This is a genomic window from Agrobacterium sp. rho-8.1 (assembly GCF_033957725.1).
In the GTDB taxonomy this organism is placed as follows: Bacteria; Pseudomonadota; Alphaproteobacteria; order Rhizobiales; family Rhizobiaceae; genus Agrobacterium.
In genome coordinates this window covers 1-24,056 of sequence record NZ_CP192794.1, presented here as the reverse complement: position 1 = coordinate 24,056, position 24,056 = coordinate 1, and the positions used below count along the sequence as shown (strand labels likewise).

Annotated in this window: 32 protein-coding genes; 21 read left to right on the top strand and 11 right to left on the bottom strand. The window is 53.6% G+C overall.

Translation table 11 applies throughout. The annotated features are described in order from the left end of the window. Window positions 1-194: 194 nt before the first annotated feature. The 12 genes from RMR21_RS26015 to RMR21_RS25960 all read left to right on the top strand — a co-directional run bounded on the left by RMR21_RS26015 (window position 195) and on the right by RMR21_RS25960 (window position 11,132). The gene (locus tag RMR21_RS26015) at window positions 195-521 is read left to right on the top strand and encodes a hypothetical protein (RefSeq protein ID WP_234625039.1); all 327 of its coding nucleotides are present in this window, start codon (window positions 195-197) and stop codon (window positions 519-521) included. Beyond that, the gene (locus RMR21_RS26010) at window positions 496-2,097 is read left to right on the top strand and encodes a hypothetical protein (protein WP_234625040.1); all 1,602 of its coding nucleotides are present in this window, start codon (window positions 496-498) and stop codon (window positions 2,095-2,097) included. The genes RMR21_RS26015 and RMR21_RS26010 overlap by 26 nt, the downstream gene beginning before the upstream one ends. Window positions 2,098-2,221: 124 nt before the next feature. Beyond that, the gene (locus tag RMR21_RS26005; RefSeq protein WP_234625041.1) at window positions 2,222-2,998 is read left to right on the top strand and encodes a thioredoxin domain-containing protein; all 777 of its coding nucleotides are present in this window, start codon (window positions 2,222-2,224) and stop codon (window positions 2,996-2,998) included. Between the two features lie 4 nt (window positions 2,999-3,002). Next, window positions 3,003-3,266 (top strand): hypothetical protein, encoded by a 264-nt coding sequence (locus RMR21_RS26000; RefSeq protein WP_234625042.1) that lies wholly within the window; start codon window positions 3,003-3,005, stop codon window positions 3,264-3,266. Then, window positions 3,263-3,910, top strand: a complete 648-nt coding sequence (locus tag RMR21_RS25995) for a DotI/IcmL family type IV secretion protein (RefSeq protein ID WP_234625043.1) — start codon at window positions 3,263-3,265, stop codon at window positions 3,908-3,910. Before RMR21_RS26000 ends, RMR21_RS25995 begins: the two co-directional genes overlap by 4 nt. A 10-nt stretch (window positions 3,911-3,920) precedes the next feature. Further along, a complete protein-coding gene (locus RMR21_RS25990) occupies window positions 3,921-4,973 on the top strand; it encodes a DotH/IcmK family type IV secretion protein (protein ID WP_320201738.1) in 1,053 nt (350 codons plus the stop codon). Window positions 4,974-4,985: 12 nt separating this feature from the next. Further along, window positions 4,986-6,215 carry a DotG/IcmE/VirB10 family type IV secretion system protein gene (locus RMR21_RS25985; RefSeq protein ID WP_234625045.1) on the top strand — a complete coding sequence of 410 codons (1,230 nt, stop codon included), beginning with the start codon at window positions 4,986-4,988 and terminating at the stop codon, window positions 6,213-6,215. 16 nt (window positions 6,216-6,231) lie between these two features. Further along, window positions 6,232-6,513 (top strand): hypothetical protein, encoded by a 282-nt coding sequence (locus tag RMR21_RS25980; protein WP_234625046.1) that lies wholly within the window; start codon window positions 6,232-6,234, stop codon window positions 6,511-6,513. A 6-nt stretch (window positions 6,514-6,519) separates the two neighbouring features. Next, window positions 6,520-6,942 (top strand): hypothetical protein, encoded by a 423-nt coding sequence (locus RMR21_RS25975; protein WP_234625047.1) that lies wholly within the window; start codon window positions 6,520-6,522, stop codon window positions 6,940-6,942. Next, window positions 6,935-9,910 (top strand): putative type IV secretion/conjugal transfer ATPase, encoded by a 2,976-nt coding sequence (locus RMR21_RS25970; protein ID WP_320188617.1) that lies wholly within the window; start codon window positions 6,935-6,937, stop codon window positions 9,908-9,910. The genes RMR21_RS25975 and RMR21_RS25970 overlap by 8 nt, the downstream gene beginning before the upstream one ends. A 119-nt stretch (window positions 9,911-10,029) precedes the next feature. Beyond that, window positions 10,030-10,473 carry a hypothetical protein gene (locus tag RMR21_RS25965; RefSeq protein WP_234625049.1) on the top strand — a complete coding sequence of 148 codons (444 nt, stop codon included), beginning with the start codon at window positions 10,030-10,032 and terminating at the stop codon, window positions 10,471-10,473. Window positions 10,474-10,577: 104 nt separating this feature from the next. After that, entirely contained in the window at window positions 10,578-11,132 is a 555-nt protein-coding gene (locus RMR21_RS25960) for a helix-turn-helix domain-containing protein (protein ID WP_234625050.1), read from the top strand. A 64-nt stretch (window positions 11,133-11,196) separates the two neighbouring features. Here the strand turns inward: RMR21_RS25960 and RMR21_RS25955 are convergent, their stop codons facing one another. Both RMR21_RS25955 and RMR21_RS25950 read right to left on the bottom strand, forming a co-directional pair. Beyond that, complete coding sequence (locus RMR21_RS25955; RefSeq protein WP_234625051.1) at window positions 11,197-12,900, bottom strand: secretion/conjugation apparatus DotM-related subunit; 1,704 nt, start codon at window positions 12,898-12,900, stop codon at window positions 11,197-11,199. A gap of 54 nt (window positions 12,901-12,954) precedes the next feature. Then, the gene (locus RMR21_RS25950; RefSeq protein ID WP_234625052.1) at window positions 12,955-13,341 is read right to left on the bottom strand and encodes a hypothetical protein; all 387 of its coding nucleotides are present in this window, start codon (window positions 13,339-13,341) and stop codon (window positions 12,955-12,957) included. 34 nt (window positions 13,342-13,375) lie between these two features. Between RMR21_RS25950 and RMR21_RS25945 the strand changes: the two genes are divergently transcribed. From RMR21_RS25945 to RMR21_RS25925, 5 genes are all read left to right on the top strand, one after another. Beyond that, window positions 13,376-14,023: a hypothetical protein gene (locus tag RMR21_RS25945; RefSeq protein WP_234625053.1), complete on the top strand. Its 648-nt coding sequence runs from the start codon at window positions 13,376-13,378 to the stop codon at window positions 14,021-14,023. Window positions 14,024-14,037: 14 nt separating this feature from the next. Then, complete coding sequence (locus tag RMR21_RS25940; protein WP_234625054.1) at window positions 14,038-15,588, top strand: M23 family metallopeptidase; 1,551 nt, start codon at window positions 14,038-14,040, stop codon at window positions 15,586-15,588. After that, on the top strand, window positions 15,585-15,980 hold the full coding sequence (locus RMR21_RS25935) for a hypothetical protein (protein WP_234625055.1): 396 nt from the start codon (window positions 15,585-15,587) through the stop codon (window positions 15,978-15,980). Before RMR21_RS25940 ends, RMR21_RS25935 begins: the two co-directional genes overlap by 4 nt. An 8-nt stretch (window positions 15,981-15,988) precedes the next feature. Then, a complete protein-coding gene (gene lnt / locus RMR21_RS25930) occupies window positions 15,989-17,599 on the top strand; it encodes an apolipoprotein N-acyltransferase (protein WP_320188615.1) in 1,611 nt (536 codons plus the stop codon). Window positions 17,600-17,835: 236 nt separating this feature from the next. After that, window positions 17,836-18,201: a DUF982 domain-containing protein gene (locus RMR21_RS25925; protein WP_320188656.1), complete on the top strand. Its 366-nt coding sequence runs from the start codon at window positions 17,836-17,838 to the stop codon at window positions 18,199-18,201. Here the strand turns inward: RMR21_RS25925 and RMR21_RS25920 are convergent. Genes RMR21_RS25920 through RMR21_RS25910 form a run of 3 tightly spaced genes read right to left on the bottom strand, consistent with a single transcriptional unit; the run spans window position 18,147 to window position 19,095 of the window. Further along, window positions 18,147-18,509, bottom strand: a complete 363-nt coding sequence (locus tag RMR21_RS25920) for a hypothetical protein (protein WP_320188614.1) — start codon at window positions 18,507-18,509, stop codon at window positions 18,147-18,149. The genes RMR21_RS25925 and RMR21_RS25920 overlap by 55 nt on opposite strands. A gap of 57 nt (window positions 18,510-18,566) precedes the next feature. Then, window positions 18,567-18,857, bottom strand: a complete 291-nt coding sequence (locus RMR21_RS25915) for a hypothetical protein (RefSeq protein WP_320188613.1) — start codon at window positions 18,855-18,857, stop codon at window positions 18,567-18,569. Continuing rightward, window positions 18,823-19,095 carry a BrnT family toxin gene (locus RMR21_RS25910; protein WP_320188612.1) on the bottom strand — a complete coding sequence of 91 codons (273 nt, stop codon included), beginning with the start codon at window positions 19,093-19,095 and terminating at the stop codon, window positions 18,823-18,825. The genes RMR21_RS25915 and RMR21_RS25910 overlap by 35 nt, the downstream gene beginning before the upstream one ends. A 206-nt stretch (window positions 19,096-19,301) precedes the next feature. Here RMR21_RS25910 and RMR21_RS25905 point away from each other — a divergent pair, with 206 nt between their 5' ends. Then, window positions 19,302-19,838 (top strand): hypothetical protein, encoded by a 537-nt coding sequence (locus RMR21_RS25905; protein WP_498672863.1) that lies wholly within the window; start codon window positions 19,302-19,304, stop codon window positions 19,836-19,838. A 25-nt stretch (window positions 19,839-19,863) separates the two neighbouring features. On the opposite strand, the gene RMR21_RS25900 is transcribed toward RMR21_RS25905, so the two are convergent. Beyond that, complete coding sequence (locus RMR21_RS25900) at window positions 19,864-20,145, bottom strand: chromosome partitioning protein ParB (RefSeq protein ID WP_320188609.1); 282 nt, start codon at window positions 20,143-20,145, stop codon at window positions 19,864-19,866. A gap of 238 nt (window positions 20,146-20,383) precedes the next feature. Here RMR21_RS25900 and RMR21_RS25895 point away from each other — a divergent pair, with 238 nt between their 5' ends. Then, a complete protein-coding gene (locus RMR21_RS25895) occupies window positions 20,384-20,698 on the top strand; it encodes a hypothetical protein (protein WP_320188608.1) in 315 nt (104 codons plus the stop codon). Window positions 20,699-20,812: 114 nt separating this feature from the next. Further along, complete coding sequence (locus RMR21_RS25890; RefSeq protein WP_320188607.1) at window positions 20,813-21,136, top strand: hypothetical protein; 324 nt, start codon at window positions 20,813-20,815, stop codon at window positions 21,134-21,136. Here the strand turns inward: RMR21_RS25890 and RMR21_RS25885 are convergent. Together RMR21_RS25885 and RMR21_RS25880 are read right to left on the bottom strand one after the other, a co-directional pair. Continuing rightward, the gene (locus RMR21_RS25885; RefSeq protein WP_234625059.1) at window positions 21,129-21,350 is read right to left on the bottom strand and encodes a hypothetical protein; all 222 of its coding nucleotides are present in this window, start codon (window positions 21,348-21,350) and stop codon (window positions 21,129-21,131) included. The genes RMR21_RS25890 and RMR21_RS25885 overlap by 8 nt on opposite strands. A gap of 12 nt (window positions 21,351-21,362) precedes the next feature. Then, window positions 21,363-21,659 (bottom strand): hypothetical protein, encoded by a 297-nt coding sequence (locus RMR21_RS25880; RefSeq protein WP_234625060.1) that lies wholly within the window; start codon window positions 21,657-21,659, stop codon window positions 21,363-21,365. A 236-nt stretch (window positions 21,660-21,895) separates the two neighbouring features. On the opposite strand from RMR21_RS25880, the gene RMR21_RS25875 reads away from it, so the two are divergent. Further along, the gene (locus tag RMR21_RS25875) at window positions 21,896-22,516 is read left to right on the top strand and encodes a TetR/AcrR family transcriptional regulator (RefSeq protein ID WP_320188606.1); all 621 of its coding nucleotides are present in this window, start codon (window positions 21,896-21,898) and stop codon (window positions 22,514-22,516) included. 16 nt (window positions 22,517-22,532) lie between these two features. On the opposite strand, the gene RMR21_RS25870 is transcribed toward RMR21_RS25875, so the two are convergent. Genes RMR21_RS25870 through RMR21_RS25860 form a run of 3 tightly spaced genes read right to left on the bottom strand, consistent with a single transcriptional unit; the run spans window position 22,533 to window position 23,454 of the window. Further along, a complete protein-coding gene (locus tag RMR21_RS25870) occupies window positions 22,533-22,760 on the bottom strand; it encodes a hypothetical protein (RefSeq protein WP_234625062.1) in 228 nt (75 codons plus the stop codon). A 56-nt stretch (window positions 22,761-22,816) separates the two neighbouring features. Beyond that, the gene (locus RMR21_RS25865; RefSeq protein WP_234625063.1) at window positions 22,817-23,155 is read right to left on the bottom strand and encodes a hypothetical protein; all 339 of its coding nucleotides are present in this window, start codon (window positions 23,153-23,155) and stop codon (window positions 22,817-22,819) included. Continuing rightward, complete coding sequence (locus RMR21_RS25860) at window positions 23,152-23,454, bottom strand: hypothetical protein (RefSeq protein ID WP_432331065.1); 303 nt, start codon at window positions 23,452-23,454, stop codon at window positions 23,152-23,154. Before RMR21_RS25860 ends, RMR21_RS25865 begins: the two co-directional genes overlap by 4 nt. Window positions 23,455-24,056: the final 602 nt, after the last annotated feature.

The window sequence follows — 24,056 nt, the reverse complement described above, 5'->3', positions numbered from 1 at the left end:
GTTCTTTTACCCGCTTGCGATGTGGTGACACTAGACGCGAATATGCGTGCGATCATGCCTTCTTCAATTAGATCTGAGTGTAATTCACAAGTTTCGAATAGACATTCGCCAAGTTTTGAAAACGTCACTCCAATTGACGACAACACCAAAACGATTAGTATGGCACTCGTTATGGTGAACCGAACGAGAGCGCTATGCCGACATATGATGCGGATGAAGTCGTCGTTAGAAACGATGATTTTGTGGGTTTTTGGGAGGCGCGAGGTGCGTTGCTCCAAGCCTTCGGCGGCTATGGAAACCTTCGTTACCAATTCAGCAGCTCAAAATATCAGAGAGCACTTAGGAAGGCCCGTAGGGGCGAGCTAACACGCTCCGAGCTGATGGATTGCCTGTGTCATGTAAGCGCTCGCCAAGACATTCCCCCGGTCGAGCGACCAGATGCCCGCGCCGTCGCGCTCACCGTCATATCCAACAGCGATCAAATTGAGGAAAAAGATGGCCCGTATTATGCGCAGCTCTAATTCTGATGGCCGTCTATTGGACGCGCAGCGCGAGCATGCTGCCCAAACCTTTCTGTCACATCATCCTGATATTGCGAGAGATCTATCGTCGCGCCGTCAGGATGATCTCTACACGTCGATTGCAAACCACATCAGCATGACCGGCGATCCGGGCCGTAGGCAGTTGCTGACTGTCGGGCTTCGGCAAGAGTTTGAGAAGGCGCAGTCGAACATTATCGAGGTAACAAACGCGCGGCCTCAGCCGGCCGGCCGTTTCATTCACGATGCAAGGCCCGATCCTGAAAAACTTCTTGCCGAACTATATGAGAATACGCACAGGGATGCATCCAGTCGCCCACTAGGTAATGTTGCTGGCCACGCGCAGGAAAGACTTGCAGCGACCTATGCTGCGCTCAAACTCGTTGAGGTCGCGCGCGACCAGGGCCTACTACCAGAAAACCCAACTCTCATCGCGACAAAGGCGATGGTGCAGGACAAGCGGACGAGCCAGGAGTTTCCAGCCGCTCATCGCATGCCGGGTGATTTGGCAATCCAGAATGAGGACGGGTCAACTACGCGGCTTACGGATGTCTTCAAGGTCGATCTCAATAAGGTGGCAATCGACAGGGAGGTTTTCGCAACCACCGATCGGGTCAACCGCCTTGTCAATGTCGCCGACGGTTGGGCGGAAAATGCAGGGATGAAGACGGCGCTTGCACTAGCGGCGACGGAAGTAGCGAGGGGTGCCAGCGCAGGCAGCGCCATGAAGGACATAATCGAGCCCGGCTATGCCGATGCGGTAAAAGCAGCGTATTCAAAGGTCGAAATGAACTTCACAGTCGCAGAGCAACAGATTGTTGGCGGTGCGATACTGGATGCCCGCACGATGCAGCCCATCCGTGGCGTGATTGAAAACCTCAAGCTTTCCTCGACCGACCAGGAGGCGAGGGCGCACGCGAAGGAGCTTATTCGTCTCACGCTCCATACCTATTCCAAAGAAACGGAGCTAGGCGAGGAGCAGCAGCTTAGGATCGACAATCTGATCGAGGGCATCAAAGACAACGAGACTAAGCTTGGGGCCTTTTCCGAGAATGCCGTTGATCCGAAACGTGCGATAACGGAGCAAGGCTTCTACCGTCAGCGAGGCTTGCAGGCCTACGAGGATTTGATGGGACCAATAGAGAAGCTGGCCAATGAAGCGATGGCGGCATCTGTAAAGGCCGAAAAGACGGTCAATGATCCTCATGCGACGGATGGGCAGATCCGAGCGAGCTTCGCCGCCGTCGATGGTTATAAGCAAGCGATTGGAAGATCACTTGAATCGATGGAGGGTAAGATTAACGATCAGCTGTCATCTCAGTTCCGCGATGAGGGCATTAAGGTGTCCACAGCCGACGTTGCAGCAATATCGAAAAGCGTCTTGGATAGCGTTAAGCTTCCACCTAAACTTCAAGAATTTGAAAGATATTCGCGTCACATCGACTACCTAAAACGTGATTACACTAATGAACGCATAGAAAACGGGCCAAGGGCAGTTGACGAGCCGTCGAAAAACGCTGAAGTCAGCGTTGAGATCGACCATGATCCTAGACCATGATGGTTGATTAACGTAAAGGGTGAGGTTATTCGTGGTTAATCCTGAATTGAGTGAATCAGTCGAGGCGAGGGCGAAGATGGGTAAGGCCGGCATAATTGCGCTTGGATGCGTTGCAGGAGTGTCATTGATCGCAATGACCGTGATGGCGACATACATGTTTGTTCGTCAGAGCGAGCCTCAGTATCCGCCACAGATGCCGTACGCAGGCCAGATGGCTGGTCAATATCAGCAGTATCAGGGCCAGTATCAGCAGCCGCAGTTTCAGCAGCCCCCACAATTCCAGCCGCAGCAGCCACAGCAGTTCCAGGCACCGCAGGCTCAGCCTTTCCAACAAGTGCAGGCTCAGCCCGCGCCGCTACCGGCTTCGACAAATCCGGCGAATCCTCAGCTTCAGGCAAGTTCGAAAGACATCCTGAAAATCGTTTCGCAACTTGAGGGCTTTACCGATAATTCGGGAAAGACTGAAGCGACGGCCAATCTTCCGCCGATCCAGATATTCTTTGATCCGCGCTGCCCGTATTGCCACAAGCTCTATGACAACATTGCCGGGAAGGCTCCGATCCACTGGATTCCAATTTCCGCACTGGCTCCCGCAAATGGAGGCATTGCGCCGGGAGCGACGATCATTCAGGCGGAAAAAGACAAGCCAGGGATCGGTGGCAAGGAGGCCATGCGCGCGGCGTTCGACAAGAAGCTGACTGCAATCACGCCTTCGGATGCTCACAAATCTTCGCTGGAGCAAAATCTCGGATCGTTTGTGCTCATGGCGAAGACGCTTCCGCCATCCGTTCAGGCCGGCGTTCCGTTCGCACTAATCCCTAAAGCAGATGGAACGTTCGAGACACACGTCGGATACACCGAAGGTGATGAGACCGCCATTATGAACGCCTACGGGAAATAATCATATGGCATTCACGATCCCAAGGTTCGGGTTTCCATCCGACGACAAGATGGAAGCCCCAAGCGTTCAAGACAATCGGATAGCTGCGCTTCACCGCGCAGTTGCTTTCGTTTTGAGTGCCTTGGTCGTGTCGGTCGTGGTCAATCTTTTAGTCGTGCCGAAAGTCTTCAGAGCTGCCGAGGTCATCCCCTATGTGGCTGATGGCGGCGTGTTCGGTTGTCAGGTGAAAGTCGTAGATGAACCGATGCCGCAGGGGCCAACTCAATGAAAACCAAAGATCAGATCATCTTTGAGAATAGTGCTGCCGCAGCGGTATCAAAAAGCCTCAGACTTGTCCTCGTAGCATTGGCGATTACACTGTTCATGTCGCTCGTGCTCAACGTGTTTTCTCTCTACGCGCTGCGCAATTGGTTCCCGATAAAGCAGTTCGTTTGGACGCAGGATGCGAGAGCAGTGTGTGAGGCGATCACGCTCGATCAGCCAAACGTATCTGACGCTCGTGTTCGTAACATGGCAGCGGATGCAGCCATTGAGCTGAACTCTTATGACTACCTCAATTGGCGTCGCCAGATCCAAAACGCCATGAATGCTTATCTGACAACTAATGCTCAGCGGGCTTATTCCACCGCTTTGAGCGGGTCGAATACGATAAAGCGCGTTGAGCAGGGTTATTACACCGTCTCGGCTCTGTTGGGGAATAAGCCCCCACGCATCGCCGAAACAGGGATGCTTGATGGCCGGTTCTACTGGAAGGTCGAGGTTCCCTTGGTGATTTATTACCGCACGCCGGAAGTATCGAAGCCGGAAAGTCGCGTGCTGGTCATGACGGTCGTTCGTGTCGATCCGTCGTTCATTAATCCCAATGGTATTGCGATCGACGGGATCACATCAACGCAAGAAGTTTCGAGATGACGGGGCCGACATGGGGATAAAACTAACATTAGTTTCTGGCGCTGCCGTGATGGCACTCTTGGCGGGTAACGCCAGCGCTCAGGAAAAAGGTCGTGGACCGGGGCCGCAGGATTGCGGCGACAAGGCCAATCCTTGTGCTGTGTTGAAGCCAGCAGAGCCGATCACGCAGCCGGCCTATCCTTTTGGTGGCCCGAAGGATCTACCAGATCCCGAGCTTGAAAAGCTTCGAGAAGGCGTCGTGAAGGAAAATCTTGGCACGATGTTGGGACCGGGTGACATTGGCGCGGTCAATAACCAGAAGCTCGATGCTCAGGGTGCAACCGCTTATCCCGGTTACGCGGGCAAATCACTGCCCTCAGCGCGGCGGCGAGACATCACCTATATCAAGGGGCCGCAACAGGGACCGGAACAGCTTTGGCTCGCGCAGAACATCCCGTCACCTATTTCGTTTCAGGACCAGTATGGAAACCCCTGGCCGATTGCGTCGATCGCTTTCGATCCACGTTTCTATTCAGTCAACGGGCAGGGCTGTGGCGCTAATAACGCGCCAGCGCCCCTGTCTGATGAGCGCCCAACGTTCATCACGGTCACCCCATGCCGTTTCTGGACCTGGAGTTCGTTTTCAGTCCAACTGCAGGACATCAACACACCGATCGTGTTCGTAGCGGGTAGCGGCGATGACCAGACCAAGAAGTTCATCGACGTTCCTGTTCTTGTCCATGTTCAGGGGCTTTCGCCGACTGGCAAAAAACCCAAGCCGGTTGCCAGGGCGCAGCGGCCTCGTAAGCCGGTAGAAAGTGGCCCAGATTCCGCTTACCAAGCGTTTCTTAACGGCACGCCGCCCAGCGGTGCTACCCGGATGGATACCAATGATGGCAACGCTACCGCCTGGCTCTACCAGGGAAGCCTCTATCTGGTGGCTCCGTACAAGGTGATCACTCCGGATTATGAGGCGATCGCCAGCGGAAACAACAAGAACATTTTCCGCTTTGGTGCGGCAACCTCCCGCGTCCTCGCTTCGGCAGCAGATGGCTCCGAGCGCGTCATCTCAATCGGCTATTAAGGGGCGACCACCATGGCAGCATCGAAATACTATATCGCAGCCGGTGGAGCGGCCGTGATCGTCGCGGCTGGTGTCGTATTGCTCACGACTGGTGGACCTTCGGTCGATCAGGGTGGCAATTCACCTACCAACCTTTCGCAGAATGCTCCGCGCCTCAATACGGACATGCTCAGTCCCGTTGGGCAGGAAGAAGCATCTCGGCGCGCGACTGCAAACGACCAGAAGGCTGAAGAAGCAAAGCAGCAGCCTGATCAAAGCTATGTGGCTCCCCCGGTCATTGCTGAGGAAGTCAACATGGGTGCTGATGGCCCCTTGGCTCAAAAACCGCCAGTTGGCCTTGAATTGCCGGAAGTGAAACCGATCCGGCCGGAAGACATCAAGGTGCCGGAAAGAGTTGTTGTCCAGCGTCAGCCGAACCCGCAACAGGAGGTGCAGGTTGCGGCCGAGCGGGAGCGGATCAAGGCCGAGAATGATCGCAGGAACCAGCTCGCAGCGAAGGTGCAGGAGCAGGTCAACCAGCTCCTCGCCAACAACGCGCAGCCCAATATCAATATTCAGGGCTACAAAGAGCCACCGAAAAAAGAATCCAACGGCTCCGGTAATGGTGCTGGCAACGGAAACGGGCGAGGCAAACCTTCCGGTCCCGTTATCCTCGCAGCCAAGCCAGGTGATGTTTTCTACGCGAGCTTGAAGGTTGGCTTCAATTCTGAAGATCCAAGGGGCTTGCCCGTCTATGCCACGATCTACGATCAGCGTGGCAACGGCTCGTATGGCCCACTACACGGCGGCGTGTTGGCAGGCCAGGTCACCTACAGTAACGACCAGGCAGCAGTGACATTCAGGCAGATGACACTGCGTGATGGTCGCACCGCACCGATTCAAGCAATGGCCGCGACTCTTGACGAGGTTCGACCAGGCGTGGCGGCAAAAGTTGATCGCCACACCCTATCCAGATGGAGTGGCCTTGTCGCAGGCTCCCTGCTTCAGGGCCTCGGGCAAGCTGGCCAAGAGCTAGTTCGCAATGATACCCAAACAACGATTTCTGATGGTTTTGCCACCACATCTGGCCGCGCAGGTATTGATTGGCAGAAGGTTGGCCTCGCTACGCTTGAACCTCTGGGCAACAATCTTTCGCAGGTTATGGCGAGAAACTTCCAGCGCAAGCCGACGATGTCGAGCCCTGCTGGCACTGATGTAGGTATCGTGTTCTTGCAGCAGGTTACCGTTGAAGCTTCCAAGTAAACCCGACAGGTGACGTGTGGCCGTAAACTCTACCGAAGGTGACCTTTCGAATGTCATCACCAATCTGGATTCGATGTTCCAGAACTACGGCACCGTTGCACTCATCTTCGCCGGGGTTGGCGGCGTTGTCCTTGCTGGATATGCGGGCATGAAGCTGCACTCGACGTTGATGGAGGATAGCCACGCGATGATGCAGTCACGAGGAAGCGTAGCGGGGTGCCTGCTTGCCATCGTGATTGGTGGTCTCATAACGATCTCGTCTGTCATCGTTACATGGTTCGGATTGCTCTACGGGTGAAATTAGATGGCTGATCTTTCAAGGCGCAAGAAAATTTATCTTGGTTCGAGCGACCCCGAGGAGAAGGCCGACGATATTCACCTTGTCCGAAAGCTGATCCGTGCAGTCTATGAAAAGGGGCTTGAGCGTCAGCTCGCTGGTAAGCCCTTACCTGACAGCTTTATGGACCTTTTCGGCAACGACGCCACCGTGACCTCCGCTGTTCGTGCCGGTGATGCTGATGCGTTCCGCTACGCCAGTGAGGGTGGCGCGATTTCCAACAGAGAGCGTCTTCTACTTGAGGTTTTGTCCGGCCGGGCCGAATCGAAAATCACCTCGACAGAGGGCATAAAGGAAAGCCTGTTGTCGAATATCTTCTGCATCTCCGCTGTCGATAATCCTGTCGATCTTGCAAACAAACAGAAAGCGGAGGGAGGCGACGATGTCTAAGTTCTCTGACGATTACTGCCATCTGTCCGGATTCGATCCCGATATCGACCAGCCGGTGTTCTACGCGCATGACGGCAGTGAATGCACTATCCTTGAAGTTCAGGGGATGCGTGACATCCTATCCACTGACGAAGCCACGGTGGCGATGCGTGATTTCTTTGGTAGCGAGATCGGGCCTCTTCTCAAAAAGCATGGTCATTTCATATCTGTGTCCTTTGAAACGTCGGGAAACACACTTCAGCAGGTTGAGCGACTGTTCCGGCCGATCCGCGACGCCGCGAAAATCAAGGAGCTTTCAGTTGAAGTCCTGGTGAACGAGGCCTTCGAACTGACGCTGAAAAGAGCGCGCTATTCGAAGACGCTGGTTGCGTGCTGGACTAAGCCAGACGCGGTATTGAAAGGCGACTTGAAAGAAGCACGGAGCGACAACAAAAAGGCACGTTCCGACCTCCCGCCAGCCGTCAAGGCGATGCAGCCCTTCTCTCGCCTTGAACCAATCTCCGCAGAACATGGCGCTTTCGTTGGCCGTGTCGCCTCGGCGCTGGATGCTTCCGGCGTCCAGGTCGTGGAACTAGGCCCTGATGAAGATGGTCATCGGCCCGATCTTGCTGAAGTTCGCAAGGGGCTGCTGTTTCACGAAACACCTGATAATTGGAAGCCGTTCGGCCCTGGCGATCGGAAATATCCGGGCGTAAAATCGACCCACGATAACGATCTGTCCGAGTTCTTTGCTCCACCACTTTCCATGCAAATCATGTCCGCAGGCATGATCGCGAAGAACAACATGCGTTCCTTGCAGCTTGGGGGCCGAGCCTACGCTCTTGCTGCGATGCAGCTCTTTCCACGGTCCATGTATCCATTCAATGACCTTCTGGCGTCGATCAAGAATGGTGCAGATCCTGATATGCCACTTCGTGTGGCCTTCCATATCGAAGGCGGTCCTTTCAACGTTGGACTGAAGCAGGTTCTTGCGTCATTTGCCTCCCTGACCGGGCCGAAATCGAAAAACCTCTTTCTAAACTTGAAGGAGATGTCTCGGATCGCTCAGCAGGACCGCGAGACATTCGTCAAAAGCTGGATCGTCGCCTGCACCTGGCGTGAGCCGAATGAAAGCGAGGAGACGCTTGAACGTCGCCGATCGTACCTAATCCGCTCGATGATGGGTTGGGGTGATGCGCAAGTGAGTGACACAACAAAGAATCCTATGATGTCACTGGCAGAAACCGTGCCAGGCATGGTCAAGCGTGTTGACTCAATCAAGCCGACGTTCGTCCCGATGGGTGACATGGCAATGATCATGCCGTTTCACTCGTCGGCGCCTGTCTTTGACCGTGGCGAAACGATATTCACGACTACAGAAGGAAAGATTGCGCCTCACAATGCCTTCTCTTCGGAGCAGAACTATTGGTTGACGCTGATTTTTGCGACGCCTGGCGCGGGTAAGTCTGTTCTTATGAACCGACTGAACTATGAGTTTACAGCTCATTCGAAGGGGCGGACAATGCCATTTGTCTGCGTCATCGACATTGGCGTATCGTCCTCGGGCTTCATTCGGTTGATTCAGGAGGCGTTGCCTCCCGAAAGGCAGCACGAGGCTTACTATCGCCGCCTATTCAACGACCGCGACAACTCTGTGAATTTTCTTGATCTAGGTTTGGGCCGGCGCACTCCGCTGCCCCGTGAGAAGAAGTTCATCGAACGCTTCCTTGTAACGCTCATCGGCGACACCGATCGCGAACAGCATTACGAACAGATCGTTCAGAAGGTCGTCACCCGGATCTTCCAGCTCAAGAGCGATCTGGAAATTTCCTCGTCTCCCAACACATGGGAAGCTGGCCATGACCCGCGCGTTGATGAAGCCTGCGAAAAGCACGGCATTCCACTTTCGTCGCGCGAGAAATGGTGGACGATCGTCGACCGTCTTGTTGAGAAGAAGGATTTCGTTTCAGCCATTCGTGCGCAGCGTTACGCGATGCCGCTTCTTCAGGATGTGGCTCGTGTCCTTAGCGAACAGAACATCATCTCGGAATATGACGAGGATGCTGTGAAGTTCATGAAGCAGGCCATCAACGCAGCAATCGAGCGGTATCCGATTTTCAGCTATCCTACGAAACTCGATTTCGGCGAGGCGCGAGTTATCTCTGTCGATCTGAATGACGTGAAGCAGGATGGCCAAGACGCGGCCTCCTACCGCAACAATTCTCTGATGTATATGATTGCGCGTCACCTCTTCGTTCAGAAGATCGGTGGCGATGCTGAAGAAATATCATCCATGGATTTCCCCAGGCCGATGCGCGCGCTCTACCAGACGTATTGGGAGCGGCGCTATGAGGATATCGCCGAAACACCGAAGCGACTTTGCTTTGACGAATACCATATGACCGGTGGTGCGGGGGGTATCGCTCAGCAGGTGCTTGCTGACGTTCGCGTTGGTCGTAAATGGGGCATGGAGATCATACTGGCGTCTCAGTTGCTGCGCGACTTTGAAATTATGCAAAGCATGGCCAGCACGATCTTTATTCTCAAAGCCGAGACAAATGAATTGCGGGAGCAGATTCAGCAGACGTTTGGCTTCTCTGATGCGGTCAAGGAACAGCTTTACAAGCACGTCCATGGTACCGGGAAGAAAAACGCGGATGGCGTCAACTTCCTCGCCAACTACAAGCTGAAACAGGCTGAGCGCTGGATTGTGCTCAACAATTTCCTAGGGCCGACGCTCCTTTGGGCTCTTACGACAAGAGCACAGGACCGAAACGTTCGAGAGGAATGCTACAAGCGCTTTTCGGTAAATGAGGCGTTGAGCATGCTCGCTCTACGTTACCCTGAAGGGACTGTTGGTCAGGATTGGGACGTTATGGCTAATCAAAACAACGTTGACGAAACTTCAATCGCCCGTCGTCTTGTGGATAGACTTATCGTTGAATCCGTCAATGACCGTCGTAAACGTGAATCAGTCGAAATAGTTTAACGTATAGGTCTGAACTTTAGCGTTGAAAACGTCGATAAATGGTTCTATGGATCGTTACGGTATCAGCACGCATTGAGTTAACGTCACATTCAACGTGAAATCGATCGATAAGAGGGATTATGATGATCATCCGAAAGGGTTACGAGGCAAGCGCACGGGCCAACGCCATGCTTATCAAGGGGGCAATGACATTCTTTGCGCTGCCGGCAATTCTGTCGACGGTGGTTACGTCTGTCGCGCAAGCTCAGGATGTAGATCCTTCAGCGCCGCTCGACGTATTGAAGACCGCGCGGGACACGGCGCAGAACTCCAACATGAACGTTGAAGACGTTACCACGACGGGTACAAACGTCCTCAACATCATCCTAATCATTTTCGGCGTTCTCGGCGTCGCTCTCGCTGGCATCTCCACCTACAAGCTCTATTCCAATATCCAGCAGGGCGAACAGGCGCGAGGTAGCAACATGTCCTACATTGTAGGACTGATCGTTGGCTCGATGCTCACGATTCTTGCCATTATCGTCGGCTTGGTTACGACCTACGCGACTGGCTCTGGCGGCTAATTCAAGATCCTCCCAAGCTTGAATTTAAAGACCCCGTCGCAGCGATCTGCTGCGGGTTCTTCTTTTTTGCCGACTCAGGTGCTACATAATAGAAGAATTCGAATTTGGAGACCTCGGTCCTCGCGATGCCTTCTGAAGAAAAGACACCACATCCGAAGCTTGCGGCCTATATCGAGAACGTTGTTTCTCGGGCCTACTCAAAGGGCGTCCTGGCAAATAACTACGGCTCCGCAGCTCGATTCGCGGAGCTTCTTGGCGTTGAGGTGAGCCGTCAGTTGGTCTGGTCGTGGATCTGGCAGTACGACGGCGTTCCAAGGAATCGCATCAACCAGCTCAAGTCTCTCAATACGACGCTCGGTGTTGAAATGAGCGAAGATGAACTCGAAATGCTGTTGCAACCGCGCAGAGATGACGTGAAGCCGGCGCAGCTCCTATTTGAGGAAGTCGAGCGATCCGTCATTGAAAACAAGCAGCAGAGCCATATCGTTCGGAAGCGGATCGCTGACTACATGGGTGTGACGACACGGACGCTGTTTCGCTACAAGGCCGATGGCGACATTCCGAAGACCAAGCAACCGAAGTTGAAGGAAGCTTTGACCTCGCTGAACATTAAGGTGCCCGACGACGTGATGTCGGCTGTGTTTGGCAAGGGAGCGTGACGCTAGACGCCCTACCAGACTGCCTGGCTGTCAGGTAGCTGATCGACCGTAATCGCGCTCGTTCCTAGTATTCGCCTCCGGTCGGCGTGTGGTTGCCCTCGATTGCGCCATCCGATAATTCTCTAGTGGTGATTTCGTCCTGTTTCTGTTGGGCTTGCTGCGCGAAGCTCTTGGCGAGTGTTCTAATCGTCGCTTCTATCTGAGGACGAGCGGCGAGCGTCTTTTGACGGGCGCTGCGTTCGGTCTGGATCATCACGAATTTGCGTCGCATATCGTCGGTGATGTATTTGCTCGCCTCGACGCGGACGCCTTCTACGGCCGATACCAGGTATGGTTTCGTGAGCGGCATGCCGCTTTTGATCTCAGTTTGAGCGTGATCGAACATGCCGGCGACTTCTGGAGTGGGGGTATTCATCCCGGTCACGCGTAGGTAGCTCCATAGAGGGTAGTCGTAGAAGCGCATCCAGCGAAAGAGGGAAGGGGGCAGTGTGCCGCCCGCTCTTGTTTCGTTGAGCAGGCTGGACGCCAGCCCAAATTGGTATCCATTGGCCCGGAGGAGGCGTTGAATTTCTACTGTTACGCTTCGTTCCTGCTTTTTCTGGATCTGAGTGTATTTCGCAAGTTCGAGCTGCGACAGGTCGCTGTGCTTTTTGATCTTGCCTTTGTGGTCCTTGATGTTCACCAGGCGGTCCGGAGATACGTCCCCAAACTCAGTTAGGATGCGGTGAAGCTCTTTGCGGGCGCGCTGCGTAGTTATAAAGGATTCGCCACGGCTGACTCGCCTGTCCTCGAATTCGACCTCTTCGTTAAGCCATTCCGTTAGCGTGAGAACGTTGAGGTTCTTCTTTTTTGGAAAGGCTTCTTTTGCGGCTTCAAGCTTCAGGCGCTTGTCGTCTTGATCGATATAGCCGAGCACCAGGAGTGCGCCGAGGCTCTTTTTCCCTTTGTTGATCTCTCGCCAGATGTCTTTCAGATAGTTCTCGATCTCAGCATTTGTCGCCTCGAAGTCGTCCGTTTCCATTGTGTCGAGCGCATAAAGTCGAGCGACCGAAGCGTAAACGATCGAGACCGTGTGCCATGGAAGAGCGTCGATAGCAGTTTGAATGGCGTCTTTATTTCGGAACGGAAAATTCTTGCGAGCAAAAGGATTGAGGGGGCCGAAGTCTCGGACAAGCCTGGCTGTAACAAGATCATCATTGATCTTCCAACCTGTCGCGGCACCGGGATCGGAGAGGGTGTCACCCTGGTGAATGCCCTCAATAGCGTCCACCTCAAGCAGCAGTTCCAGTGCGGTCATCGGCATCCTCGCCGGTCCTTTTGAAACCGAATAATCTTTGGCGATTTCAAAATCGAGGAAGAATTGGTTTGCAGGAAACTCAGGAGCCTGCAGCTTCATCACGTCCTTGTATCCGAGCGGCTTTTTATGCTGGACCTTGGCTCTGATGTGCTTTTCGCTCACCTTGTGGTGGGCGATCAGTCCAAGGACAAAAATAAACAGGCCGAAGACAAGGTTGAACGTCACGCTACTCTGAAAAATAGAGCTGAAGGCATATTTATCTCCGAAGGGCATGCGCCAAAAATACCGACCCCAGCCTGTGAAAAGCCATCCGCCGCCTGTCTCAACGATCCGAATCCAGGCGTAGGCCTTTCCGATCATCGGCGATGCCACCCACCAGAGCAGGCTGAGCATTCCAATAACCACGCCCATAAGAACGACTATGATTAGGAATTCGCTGTGTTGTGGAGCGTTTCCGTTGTTCTGTGCCATCGTCTAATCCTGTTCGTAAATTGATCACGAACCTATAGGAACGTTGACGCAATCTCAATCGATAGTGAACATCGATGTCTTCAGCATAAATGAGAACAATGTACGCATACCGATAGAGTTAAAGCGCCGGATGTATCCGGCCTCTAGGAGAATTGTCAGTTGATTGGTGACGGAGTTTGCCGAAACGAACTCAAGGTCGCGTCGAATATCGTCACGAGTGCCGCTGGATATGAATGAAGCATAGGTTCCAGGCTGCAAAAACGACAAATCGGAACGATGAAACTCATCTTCAACGCCTGAACTATGGATAAACAGCTCACAGTTGGCTATCATGTGAAGCAGAACGCGCGTTTCGGAACGCCCTAAACGCTTGTCGGCAGCGATCTCAGCTAGAGCTGATCGCTTTACATTGAAATCGTGGTGGGGCACTTGAGCGTTCATATGTGTATTTTGACTGAAAATTCTGGAGTTTTTGATGGTTGAGGATCATATAGCGTGCAGGAAATTACGTCTACACAAGCTCAGCTTCCTCAGCATTGGAGCAATTGTTCTATCCTCTCTTAATATTGGGTTTACTTTTGGTTTGAGCCCCGCAGTAGCCCAAGATGAGGCGGGCTGGATGCAGATGAAAGAGGTCAAAACGGAAGTCCAACCTGGTGATAGCGACCTAGTCCGAATCTGGAAGGACGTGATGGATTCCGAGGCCGAGAAGATCCGCGCGAGTGGCGGCAAGCTGTTCGTTAAGGGAGAGCAGACCGTACTGCCGGCCGGTGGCTATCGGCCTACCAATTTCCTTTCAAGCGAATTCCAGACTGATAGAGCCACCTACATTGTCTCGATCATGCTTCAACGGCCCCCAGGCTGCGATAGCGGCGAGAACGGGAGCGCTGTGACTGCGATCCATTCGTCGTGCCCCGCTCGCCTCACCATTCTCCCAAAGGACGGTTCTCAGCCATCGACGACGGAGATGCCTGGCGCATGTGGAATATGGCCGAGTATGCAGGTTGAGCCATTGGAAAATACGGGCACCTTCGCACGCATCGAGGCCGACAGTATCCAGGTAGAGGCGATCAAAGGGAACGCCACGATACCAGGATGCGAAGTCTCATTCCCATTGAAGTAGGTAGAGGGCGATCAATGCGGTATATCCTTCAGACAGCAATTCTCGCAGTAATTGTCTTCCTGGCCTATGTTGCGCCGTCTCAAGCGAGGTCGTATCTCGCGCCAAACACTCAATACAGCCAGGCGCAGATCCAGACGATGTTCGAAAACAGCGGGAACTCGTATCTCGCTCAAAATGCTTCTACCTTCGCGGCCATGTCCTACAAGGTCGAAAGTATGGGCGGCAACTCGGCCATCTATAACGGCTCGTGCTGCACAGGTCTTATGCAGATGAACCAGGGCAACCTGGCGACGTTTTGCGACTGCACGTCGGCTCAGTATGCTGCGATGAGCGGACAGCAGCAGATTAACATCTATGCGCAGTATTATGAGTCCATCGCCAATGCGGGTTCGGTCCAAACGTTGCTCGATATGCAGGCCAACGGCGAGAGCGTCGGCGGCTACAAGGTGGACTCTGCGATGGTCGCGGCTTGTATCCAGCTCGGCGTGGGGAATTGTCAAAAATCGATCGACAATGGCTGTGTCGGTGTTTCTTCGTCAGCCGGTGGCGATGGGAGCGTGAATATCTGCACCATGGCCGCAAAGGCGGGTGGAACTACTGGCGGTGGCGGAAGCAATGCTGGTGGTCAAATGGCGTGCCTCGTCCCTCTGATGAAGGACAATGGCGTTCAGCTCATGTCGCCATATGGTGCTGACCGTTCCAATCGGCCAGGCGCATCCAAGGGCATGCACCAGGGCCTCGATATTGTGAACGGCTTCACTGGTGGTAATGTTGAAAATAACCCGATCTACGCCGGCCATGGCGGCAAAACGACCTTCCGCTTGAATGGCGCGGGTGGCAATTGGGTCTCTGTTCGAGCTGAAAACGATAAATACAATACTGTTTACTACCATCTGGCCCACAAGGACCTGGACACCTTCCGGCAGCAAAATCCTACTGTGGCAGCGGGCGACACCATTGGCTACATGGGCAATACTGGCACGAGTGGCGAAGGCCATGGAACAGGAGGGACGCATCTCCATCTCGGCATGACAGTGCGTGGATCTGTTCTGCAGTCGGCGGGTGCTGGTGGCCGCGTGATGGCGACCGGCGCTTGCCCTACTTGTGGTAGCAAATCCCGACCCCCTCTTTCTGCGAGCGAGATTTCCAGCGCTGCGAATGATAGCTGGTACTTCGTCAACCCGGAGCCCTTCTTGGATAAGCAGATCCCGGTGCCGGCGGCACTCCAAAGCGGGTATCCGGGCTATTTTTCCGAGCGAGCAGATCCGTCCAAAACGCTTCCTACAACATGCTCACTCGATCCCGCTATTGCGACCAGCCAGCCGATGAGTACCGGCTCAGGAACGTCTGTATCCAACGCCGAGGCTGGCTTGGGATCATACCGCAACGAGGGCGAGGATTTCGCCTCCAGCCAGGCATCTGGCGACACCAGGTCCATTTACCTCGATCTGGCGCGCGTTGCTCTGGATGAAGCCCAGGCCGCTTCGCTTGGTATGTCGGCCCAAAATCAGTTGGCGTCGGCTGTGGCTCACATGATCGTCAACGAACAGAGGACCAGTCGATGAGATCGGGCATCAAACTCGCGGTTGCTGTTGTCGGCATGGGTCCGTCGCTTTTCAGCATGACCGGTTTGGCCGAGGCGTCGAGAAACGTTCCCTGGGCGGATGGCTACTATACCCCTCGCGATCAGGCCGCGAGCTGTAAAGATCCGAATTTCGAGGTCTATGATTGGGTTCTACGTTTCCAGAAAAAAGGTCGCGCGGAGATGGGAACGAGTGAAGGCGTCTGCACGGTATCAAACTTCAAGAGCAAGGGCGGTGGCCGGTACGAATCTCAGCTCGATTGCGATTCACAAGGCGAAAAATCCACATCAAGAATGAGCTTTCGAACTGACAGCGCGATGAAGATCATCGAGATCGATGGCCAGCCCTATGCTTACTGCGCGCCTTTGAAGTAGGGCCGGTAATGAAGAACACGAGATCCCTCAAGCGCTGGCCGCTTGCGCTGGCTTGCCTTGCTCTCGGCGCTGCGTTGACGGTGATCCACGCACCTCTGTCGATCGCAGCGGCGATCTTCCTGATTTTTCCAGCTCTTCTGCGTCTGATGGACATTACTGCCGATCGCGCCGATACGGCCATGGGAAGGGCGTGGCGGGGTTTCGGTGTCGGTTGGCTCTTCGGTTACGGGTACTTCTTTCTTGGCCTCCTCTGGCTCGGGGAGGCCTACTCAATCACTCCTGGGGATGGTTGGAAATATCCGGTTCTAGCATTCGGATTTCCGGTTTACCTGGCTCTGTTCTATGGGATTGGGTTCGCGATCGCGGGCGCGATGTGGACGAGTTCGGTTTGGCGTATTTTTGCCCTCGGCCTGGCGTTTTTTGTCGCTGAGTGGCTGCGCGGCACGGTGCTGTCCGGTTTCACGCTGATGGCTGTCGGTGAGGTCGTGCTTTTCAGCAAGGTGGTGACGCCACTCGTCGGCGCCATCGGCGTCGTGGGAGCTAATGGGCTTGTTCCTGTCGTGGGATGTCTGCCGCTCGTTGGGATGTCCCTTTGGGCTGGGCGGAGATCGTCTTGGACGGTGACTGCAATCCTCCTGGTTATGATTGGAGGCGGTATTATCTATCTTCAGGCCGGCCGATCGACGGCAGACGGCAAGCCCATTGCAGATGTGAGGATTCTGCAGACTGCGTTCACTCCTCCTGAGAAATGGAACCCGGATCTTGCTGTCAGGGCGGCGAACCTCGCCTCTATGGTGAAGCTAACCAATCAGCCGCGGGAAGATGGTTCGCGGCCGACGCACGTCATTTGGCCCGAGACGGCATTCGCCCTTTTTCCTGAAATGGAACCTCACGTCGTAAACGACGTGGTATCCCAATTGGTCGGGTCACCTACCTTCGTTGCCGGTGGGATGCGCTCTGAACACACAGTAACGGGCGTTCGAATCTTCAACACGGTGTTCACTGGTCGGGCGGGCAAGTGGTCCTCGATCTACGATAAGCAGCACTTGATACCGTCCGAAGAGTTCATTCCCTGGCGCGGCCTATTCGAGGCTCTTGGCATTGCCAATTGGATCATCCCGGCTGCGGACTATTCGCTTGAGTGGGGCACCAGGTCCAAAGCAGTCGCTATCCCCAATGCTGCGCCGGCACTGTTGGCCATCTGCTTTGAAATCCTGTTTTCTGGCGAAATTGTTGCCGCCTACAATGACGCGCCGGTCAAACCCGAATGGATGGTCGTAGTATCGGATAACTCCTGGTTCGTCCTTACTCAAGGTTCGGATATCCTCCTCGCGCAGTCCCGTCTCAGGGCGGCAGAGATGGGCATGCCCCTCGTTCAGGCTGCGAACCATGGCATATCTGCTCTAATCGAGCCGGATGGCAGCGTCAGGGAGAAGATCGGCCTCGGTAAAGCGGGGGTGATCGACGCAAAAATTCCTGGCGGGGCATCTGGAACCTTCTATTCGGAAAACTCCTGTCTCGTTTGGTGGCTGATTTTGGCAGGCTTGGCATCTGGCGGAACTATGGGATTTCTTCCCGGCTGTAAGGGTTTCATAATTGGGCCGGCGATCAACGCGTAGCGCCGCTGGTCATTGTGAAAACGACTGCATGCGCAATCTTGCGATTGATGGCTTCCTCTTCCTCAGCAATGAGCTGCAAGGACTGCGCGCCAATACCGCTGATATAAAGAAAGCCGCTCGGTGTGATCCGGGCGGCTTTTTGCGTTTTGGCGTTTGGAATAGATTTCTGCGGATCTTCAAAAACACGAGCTGCCGGCGGCATCGATCGTGAAATTAAATTACGCCTTCACGAACGAATGTTTCAAAAAGGATCTCGGCCGGCGCGACCTGGTTGGAATGGTTTTCCCCTCCCCTCTCGATCACCCATCTATGAAAGCACCTGCATGTCGTCTGTAAACGATCCGCCGATTGCGCCTGTCACGGTCGAATGGGGCAGCTTCGAAACGCTAGGCACTGTCTCGGCCTTGGCACGGTGCCTATTGCGGCATTGGCCTGATGGAACCCATGGCGAGGCATACGTTACAGCGCTGATGGTATGTGATGCCGTTCTGGCTGGGGGTGAAGATGATACGGCAGAAGATGCGCGGGCATCTTTTATTGCTGCGGCTCACGAAGCCGGTTTGTTAGTGTCGCCAGATGATGCTGGCCCTGACTGGTTCTGATTGCGCTGGGTGTTGAGCCTTAGTCCATTCAATGCAGCAATCCGTTCGTAAAGCTGCTCAACCTTGGCGGCGGCTACCCTTGGGTGATCGACCCAGCCATTATGTGGAAGAATGGTTTTCTTAGCGCCATCCATGTGGCTGATCGACCAACGCCATTTCCTGCGCATGGTGCCGTGGGTTTCGAGCATGATGCGACCGAATGAGCGGTCGCCATCCCACCCCAAATAATCTTCGTGGTTTTCTCCCGGCCAAGTTTCGCGCCAGCGGTAGCGTGGCTGTGGGCCGGGGTCGTCGGGATATTTTTTCATGAGTTGCTGTTCGTCGGAATCAATAAAGCCGCCCGAATGTTCTTCGGACGGCTTGTCTTAGGTGGTGTGGCTTTTGCGTTGAGCGTTTGCGTAGGCCTTCAAAACAGCCTGCATCCGTGTCAAATGCCCTTTACCACCGGTCTCTGTCAGAAAGTGCTCAAAAACCTCTGGATCAAGCTTCAGGTGAACGGACCGGGGTTTAACCGGTCCCTCCACTTTTGCATTACTCCAAAAAGCTTCATCAAGCTTTTCACCTTCCGGGGCTTTGGGGTTGTGGTATAACTCACCCCTCGTCCTCATCTGCGCTATCTCGCTAAGTGATGCTCTCTTCATATTTGATGCGGTCATTTCGACCTCCTTTCCACGCTGTTATTAAGCGTGTCACGTCGTCTCGACGTGTATGGACGACTATAAAACACTCGTCCCCAACCAATCCAATGGACCTTAATCGTATCTCGCCGTAGTTCTTACGGTCATCAATGCTTGTTACGACTGGCCCTTCGAAAATCAGCGCGGCATAGACGAAATCCACCCCACGCTCTTCGATTACTTTTTCCCGTTTTTCGTCATCCCATTCGAATTCCAAAATCTTTTTCCTCCTGAAATAGCTTCCATTTTAATTTTCCTTTTCAAAATTGGAGCTGATTAAAAATTACTTGGTTTTTGAAACCACCTTAAATATACATGTATTGTGTACACTTTGCAATATTAGTTTTGCGCGGCTATGCAGCTCGAAGGGTCGATGCAGAAGCCCACGGGTGTTTAGAGCGTTTCAGCGCTAGGAGTGGGCCAATGCCAGCAATTAAAGACCTGATCGATTTTATGGGAACGAGCTGGCCAATCGCTTTAGGCACGTTGATCGCGTCAACTGGCCTTCTTTCTGCTGATTATTTTCAGTTGTCGTATGTAAAATCTCTCCCCGGGTGGGTTCTGGGAGTGACGTTCATACTTCTTGTTCTAAGTGGAAGTGTGCTCACTGTCTCGCTTATCAGGTGGGTGATTGAAGCGATAGAAAAGCCAATCCGACGAAAGAGGCGAGCGCGGTGGGAAGCGGAGCATGTCGCTGCTATAAATGAACTTCCGAACGATGAGGGCTATATTTTGGCTTGGGCTGTAGCCAACCAAATGCAGGTTTTCTCAGCGCCCTATTTTAATGCTGATATCAAGGCGCTGATGGCTAAGGGCTATCTTTTTAACGTGCCTGGAAGCCATGCTGCCCATCAAGTCCCGTTTATGATTCCTGAGTACATCTGGCGCTATCTGAAGCAAAGCTGCGAAGGGGAAGATATGTCACGATTTGTGGGCCAGCGACCATTTAGCCGCTGGTGACAGTTTCCAAAAGTCGTGGCGTGGCCTAGCGCTTATTTTCCTTATAAAGCGCCCATGCTTCTTCGATAATCACCCCCTGCACTACTCCGCGCCGCAACGCCTCCTCGGCAATTTCTTCCGAGACATGCGGCAGCACCTTGGCATGCACCTGGCCGGTTCTGTCGCTCTTCTTGCGTCCCGGCTTTCCGCGTGGTGACCGATCAACGAAGCCGTGCGCCTCGCCCACAGCATCCGCTCGGGCGATATCGGTTTCGGTCGATGGCTTCTGTGTCCTTTTTAGTGCGGCGATATTAAATTCATTGCTCATTTCAGTGCCTCCGTCAGTTTCTTGAATACCGCCATTGCGAACGCCTCGGCGTTCTGGATTGCTGTTTCCATGTTGCCTTGCTTGGATTTCATAGACCGTAGATCGCCACCGAACTGGAACAGCGCGGAAAAGGCGGCGCGCTCGACAAGTGGCGGCTCGATGATCTCAACGCCATTTTCAATAAGCGATGCCTTAATTCCGGTCTGTTCGTTTGAGCGGATAATCGAAAGGATTACCTATGAAGAAATTAGCGGTCATCTCATCTGCAATTCTTGGTGTCTTCACCAACGTGCCGGCTTGGGGGCAAACATCTGGCCCCACCGAAGCTGAGGCTCTTGCCGCTTACCAGGAGGCCTATTCTCGCAACCCGATGTCCGAGCGCGGCTCGGAAAAAGAGATCACGATAGCTCTCGGCGAGTGCGGAAAAAATGCAACCGGTCCCGGTGTCTCATGTATGCTTGCGATCAAATACAATCCGGGGGCTCGACCAATCGATCGTGTGATAGGATTTTCAAAGTCGGCCTCTGGCGAGTGGGTGGCTTTGAGCTTCTGACATCTAACCTAAGATGAAAGGGCGTCCATTGGATAGGGTTAGGCCTATCTACCTATACGGGTCGTGGAGTCGTTGTAGGCTGAGTGACAGGCTCAAGGATCGAGGGAAATTGCTATGACCGAGAATGGGCAGGCATGCGTGCTGATCCTCACCGGCTCTGAACGTGAGTTGCTATCTTTGGCGCTTCGCAGGGAGGGCTCGCCACTGTCTGTCGATCTGGCGGAGCATTTGACATCGAGGAGCCTACCGCTGGAGCTGGTCACCAAGACCGTCACAGCATCCTTTCACGCGCTAAGGAGCTATCAGCATCACAACGCATCCGGGGATTTAGCCGAGGAGATTGCCAATGTCTGTGAGCGGACGTTGGGAGAGATCGAGGAGCGAATTCCTGAAGGATCGAAGCTCAGTCTGCATAATGGGGTTGTGACGCTCACGTAGAGGCCTGAGACCGGGCCGCTTCAGCAATCTCCTTCAGGCGATGTGACATTGTCAGCGCGTCGAACTTTTCGCCCCCTTCGGCATTGAGGCGCTTTTTGGCTTCATCTGGCAATTTCATCCATATGGCAGAGAACTCGTCATCGACCTCTTTCCAAAGGACTGCGGCTGCATCGAGCGCTTCAACAGCGCTTTTTTTGTCGGCAATCTTGGTCATACTGATCCTCGCTTAGATGTTCGGGCCGTCGTTGTCAGGCTCGGCATATGACGATGTGCTTTTGGTTGAGAAAGCGGCGTCGTCCTTGTCCAGCCGTTCTGTGAGAATCGTCTCAGCTATCAACTTCATCTTATTTGCCCAATGGTGAGGGTCCATATCATTATTCGGATCGGCTTTATTAATGAGTTCCATTACGTGCTGATCGAAATGAGGATATGCCGCTTGCAATAGGCGATCTATTTCCTTTAGCTTATCGGCAATAAGGTCTAACTTCGCTGATGCTTCGTATTCGTCGTACTTGTCAGCCATTGAAGTCCCTCTTTTGAACGTTCATGACGCAGCTTGTGCGGTTCGTTTGTTGAAAAACCATATTATCGTTCGGCACCAAAATCAAAGACAACGTTTCGAATGGGCAACGTTGGCGGGTAAACGCCAGTCACTAGAGGAACTACCTGATTGCATAATCGTTTCGTGCAGCTGACTGCTTGGTTTTTGGCTATCTCGTAGGGGGAGTCCATTTTCGCTTTATTTAAGGGATAAAAAATATGATGGGCCTTATGACCAGTGGTGTAAAATCAGAGACAGAAAGGCAAATTCTAGCTGCTGCGAGCGAACTTCTCGAAACAAAGGGCGAGAAGGGGCTTACCGCTAGGGCTGTTTGCCAAGTTGTGAATGTAAAACAACCCACACTTTACCATTACTTCGGCAGCAAAGACGGCCTTTTGCATGCTCTGGTTGCTGATGGGATTACTGATTTTATCGCGTTCAAGCGAACTTGTGGAGATGTTGCTGACCCTATAGAGGGGCTTATGCTCGGCTGGCATGCTTTCCTCGACTACAGCGCCCTGCATCCGCAGTTGATGAAGATGATCCACCGTACTGTAAGTCAGTGTCCGGACGCGACGGCCTCGGCCATGGCAACGGCTCGCCAGAAGTTGGGGCGGCTTGAGCGTGAAGGCCGACTTCAGATTGAAGTGGATATAGCGATCGATATGCTGCTGCTGGTCGCCCACGGCACGTTGGCACTTTGGACGCAAGGGAAACCCCTCACTTCCGTCAGGGAGAGCGCCACGCGGTCGTTTGAGGCCGTACTAAGCGCCATTATTCGGGACTACAGATCCCCGCCAGAGAATCATGCCCGTTTGGAGGTTCTGGAAGGAGCGTGAGGCAGTGTGAGCCGCCTCATTCCTCGTCCTCTCTCATTTCCTCCGCCATGGAGGCATAAGCATTCTGCGAGATCGCCTCGCACTCGTCAATCGAGAGACCTAGCTCGAGGCGAGCATAGTGCAACAGGTCGTTGATCAGATCCTTCACGTCCGTGACCGGCTCATCGCTACCGCGCATTGCTCGATACGTGGCGATGGCTTCTCCTGCCCAAGCTGCGCGATCTGTGTTTGTTGGTGTGTGCATTTCAGCATCTCCGTGGTTGGTATGGCGTGGTACCATTTGGTACCTTGGGGCATGATTTAGAGCTTCGGAGGCTTCCAGCGCTCGGCCATCACGGTCGTGTAGGTTTTGCCACCTGAGCCTTTTGCGATGGCAGCATCGAGGGTTTTCCAGTCGATGGGTGTCTTTGGCCGCTTGTTTGGGTCCATACGAGCACACAGCGAGCCGTAGGCGAGCAAAAGCGCATCGAAGACAGGGCTTTCGGCATCATGCAGCGGAGCGTGGCAGAGTGCGCCGCAGCTCGGGCACTCGCCAGCAGGCATGATTTCACCTGGCATTACTCGTTCGGTGATGTTGCGGATCTCGCGCAGCTCGTTTTCCGCAAAGCTGTTTGAGCAATTCTGGCAAATATATTTCATCGTGTGATCTCCGTCAGGCGGAAATCCGCGTAGTTTCTGTCGAATGTGATTGCGAGGTTGCGCCAACTCAGTTGCTCGTTGATCCCTTCGTGGATCGTCTCGCTTGCATCCATCGCAATGGTGCGGAGACCGTCTACGTCGCTATCCTCCCAATTCCCCTCTCTATCAAGGAGCAGGGTCGAGGCGGCGTCAGTCGCGGCTAGCAGAGCGGTCATCGCCTCGGCGATCAGCTTTGCGACCTCTTTGATCGCGACCTCCTCTTTGATGTCGGGATTATCGTTGGTGTGTTCTTCATCCATGTTTTTTAGCCTTTCTGGAAGGATTGCGGGGCTATTTCTGGCATCCAGATGCAGGTTGCTGCGAGGAACGCGACGATCGCGGCGAGAGCGCAGATATCCTGAATGAGAGGCATGTATGGGGAGATGTCGAAGGCCCTGCGTTGAGGGACGTTGCAAAGCGTGATAGGTGGGCAAGACATGCAGCGATCGCTCCGTTTGCGATGAATATATATTGCGTTCTACATGGGAAATATATGCCAATATGGACGAATGCGCAATAGGAAATATATGTTGGTTTGTAATTTGTGTGTGCTGAGCTGCGACCGCCAACCCCAAGGGAAAGGCTGAGCGACCAGCGCGACGCATATAGAAGCCATGCTAGCACGCAAACCCACTGGCTTACAAGCATATATAATCCATATTTTACGATAATTTAGATGATTTTTACCGCGTAGCATAGATTTGCTTAGCTAAGTATAAATATAGTACAATTTGGCAGTGCTAGCTATAGAATGCGGGTATAAAAGGTATGATATACCCCGAATTAGTATAAAATAGTATAGAATATATACCCGGTGAGCGTGCCGTGTCCCTTGACGGTTGCCACATAGATAATACTATCC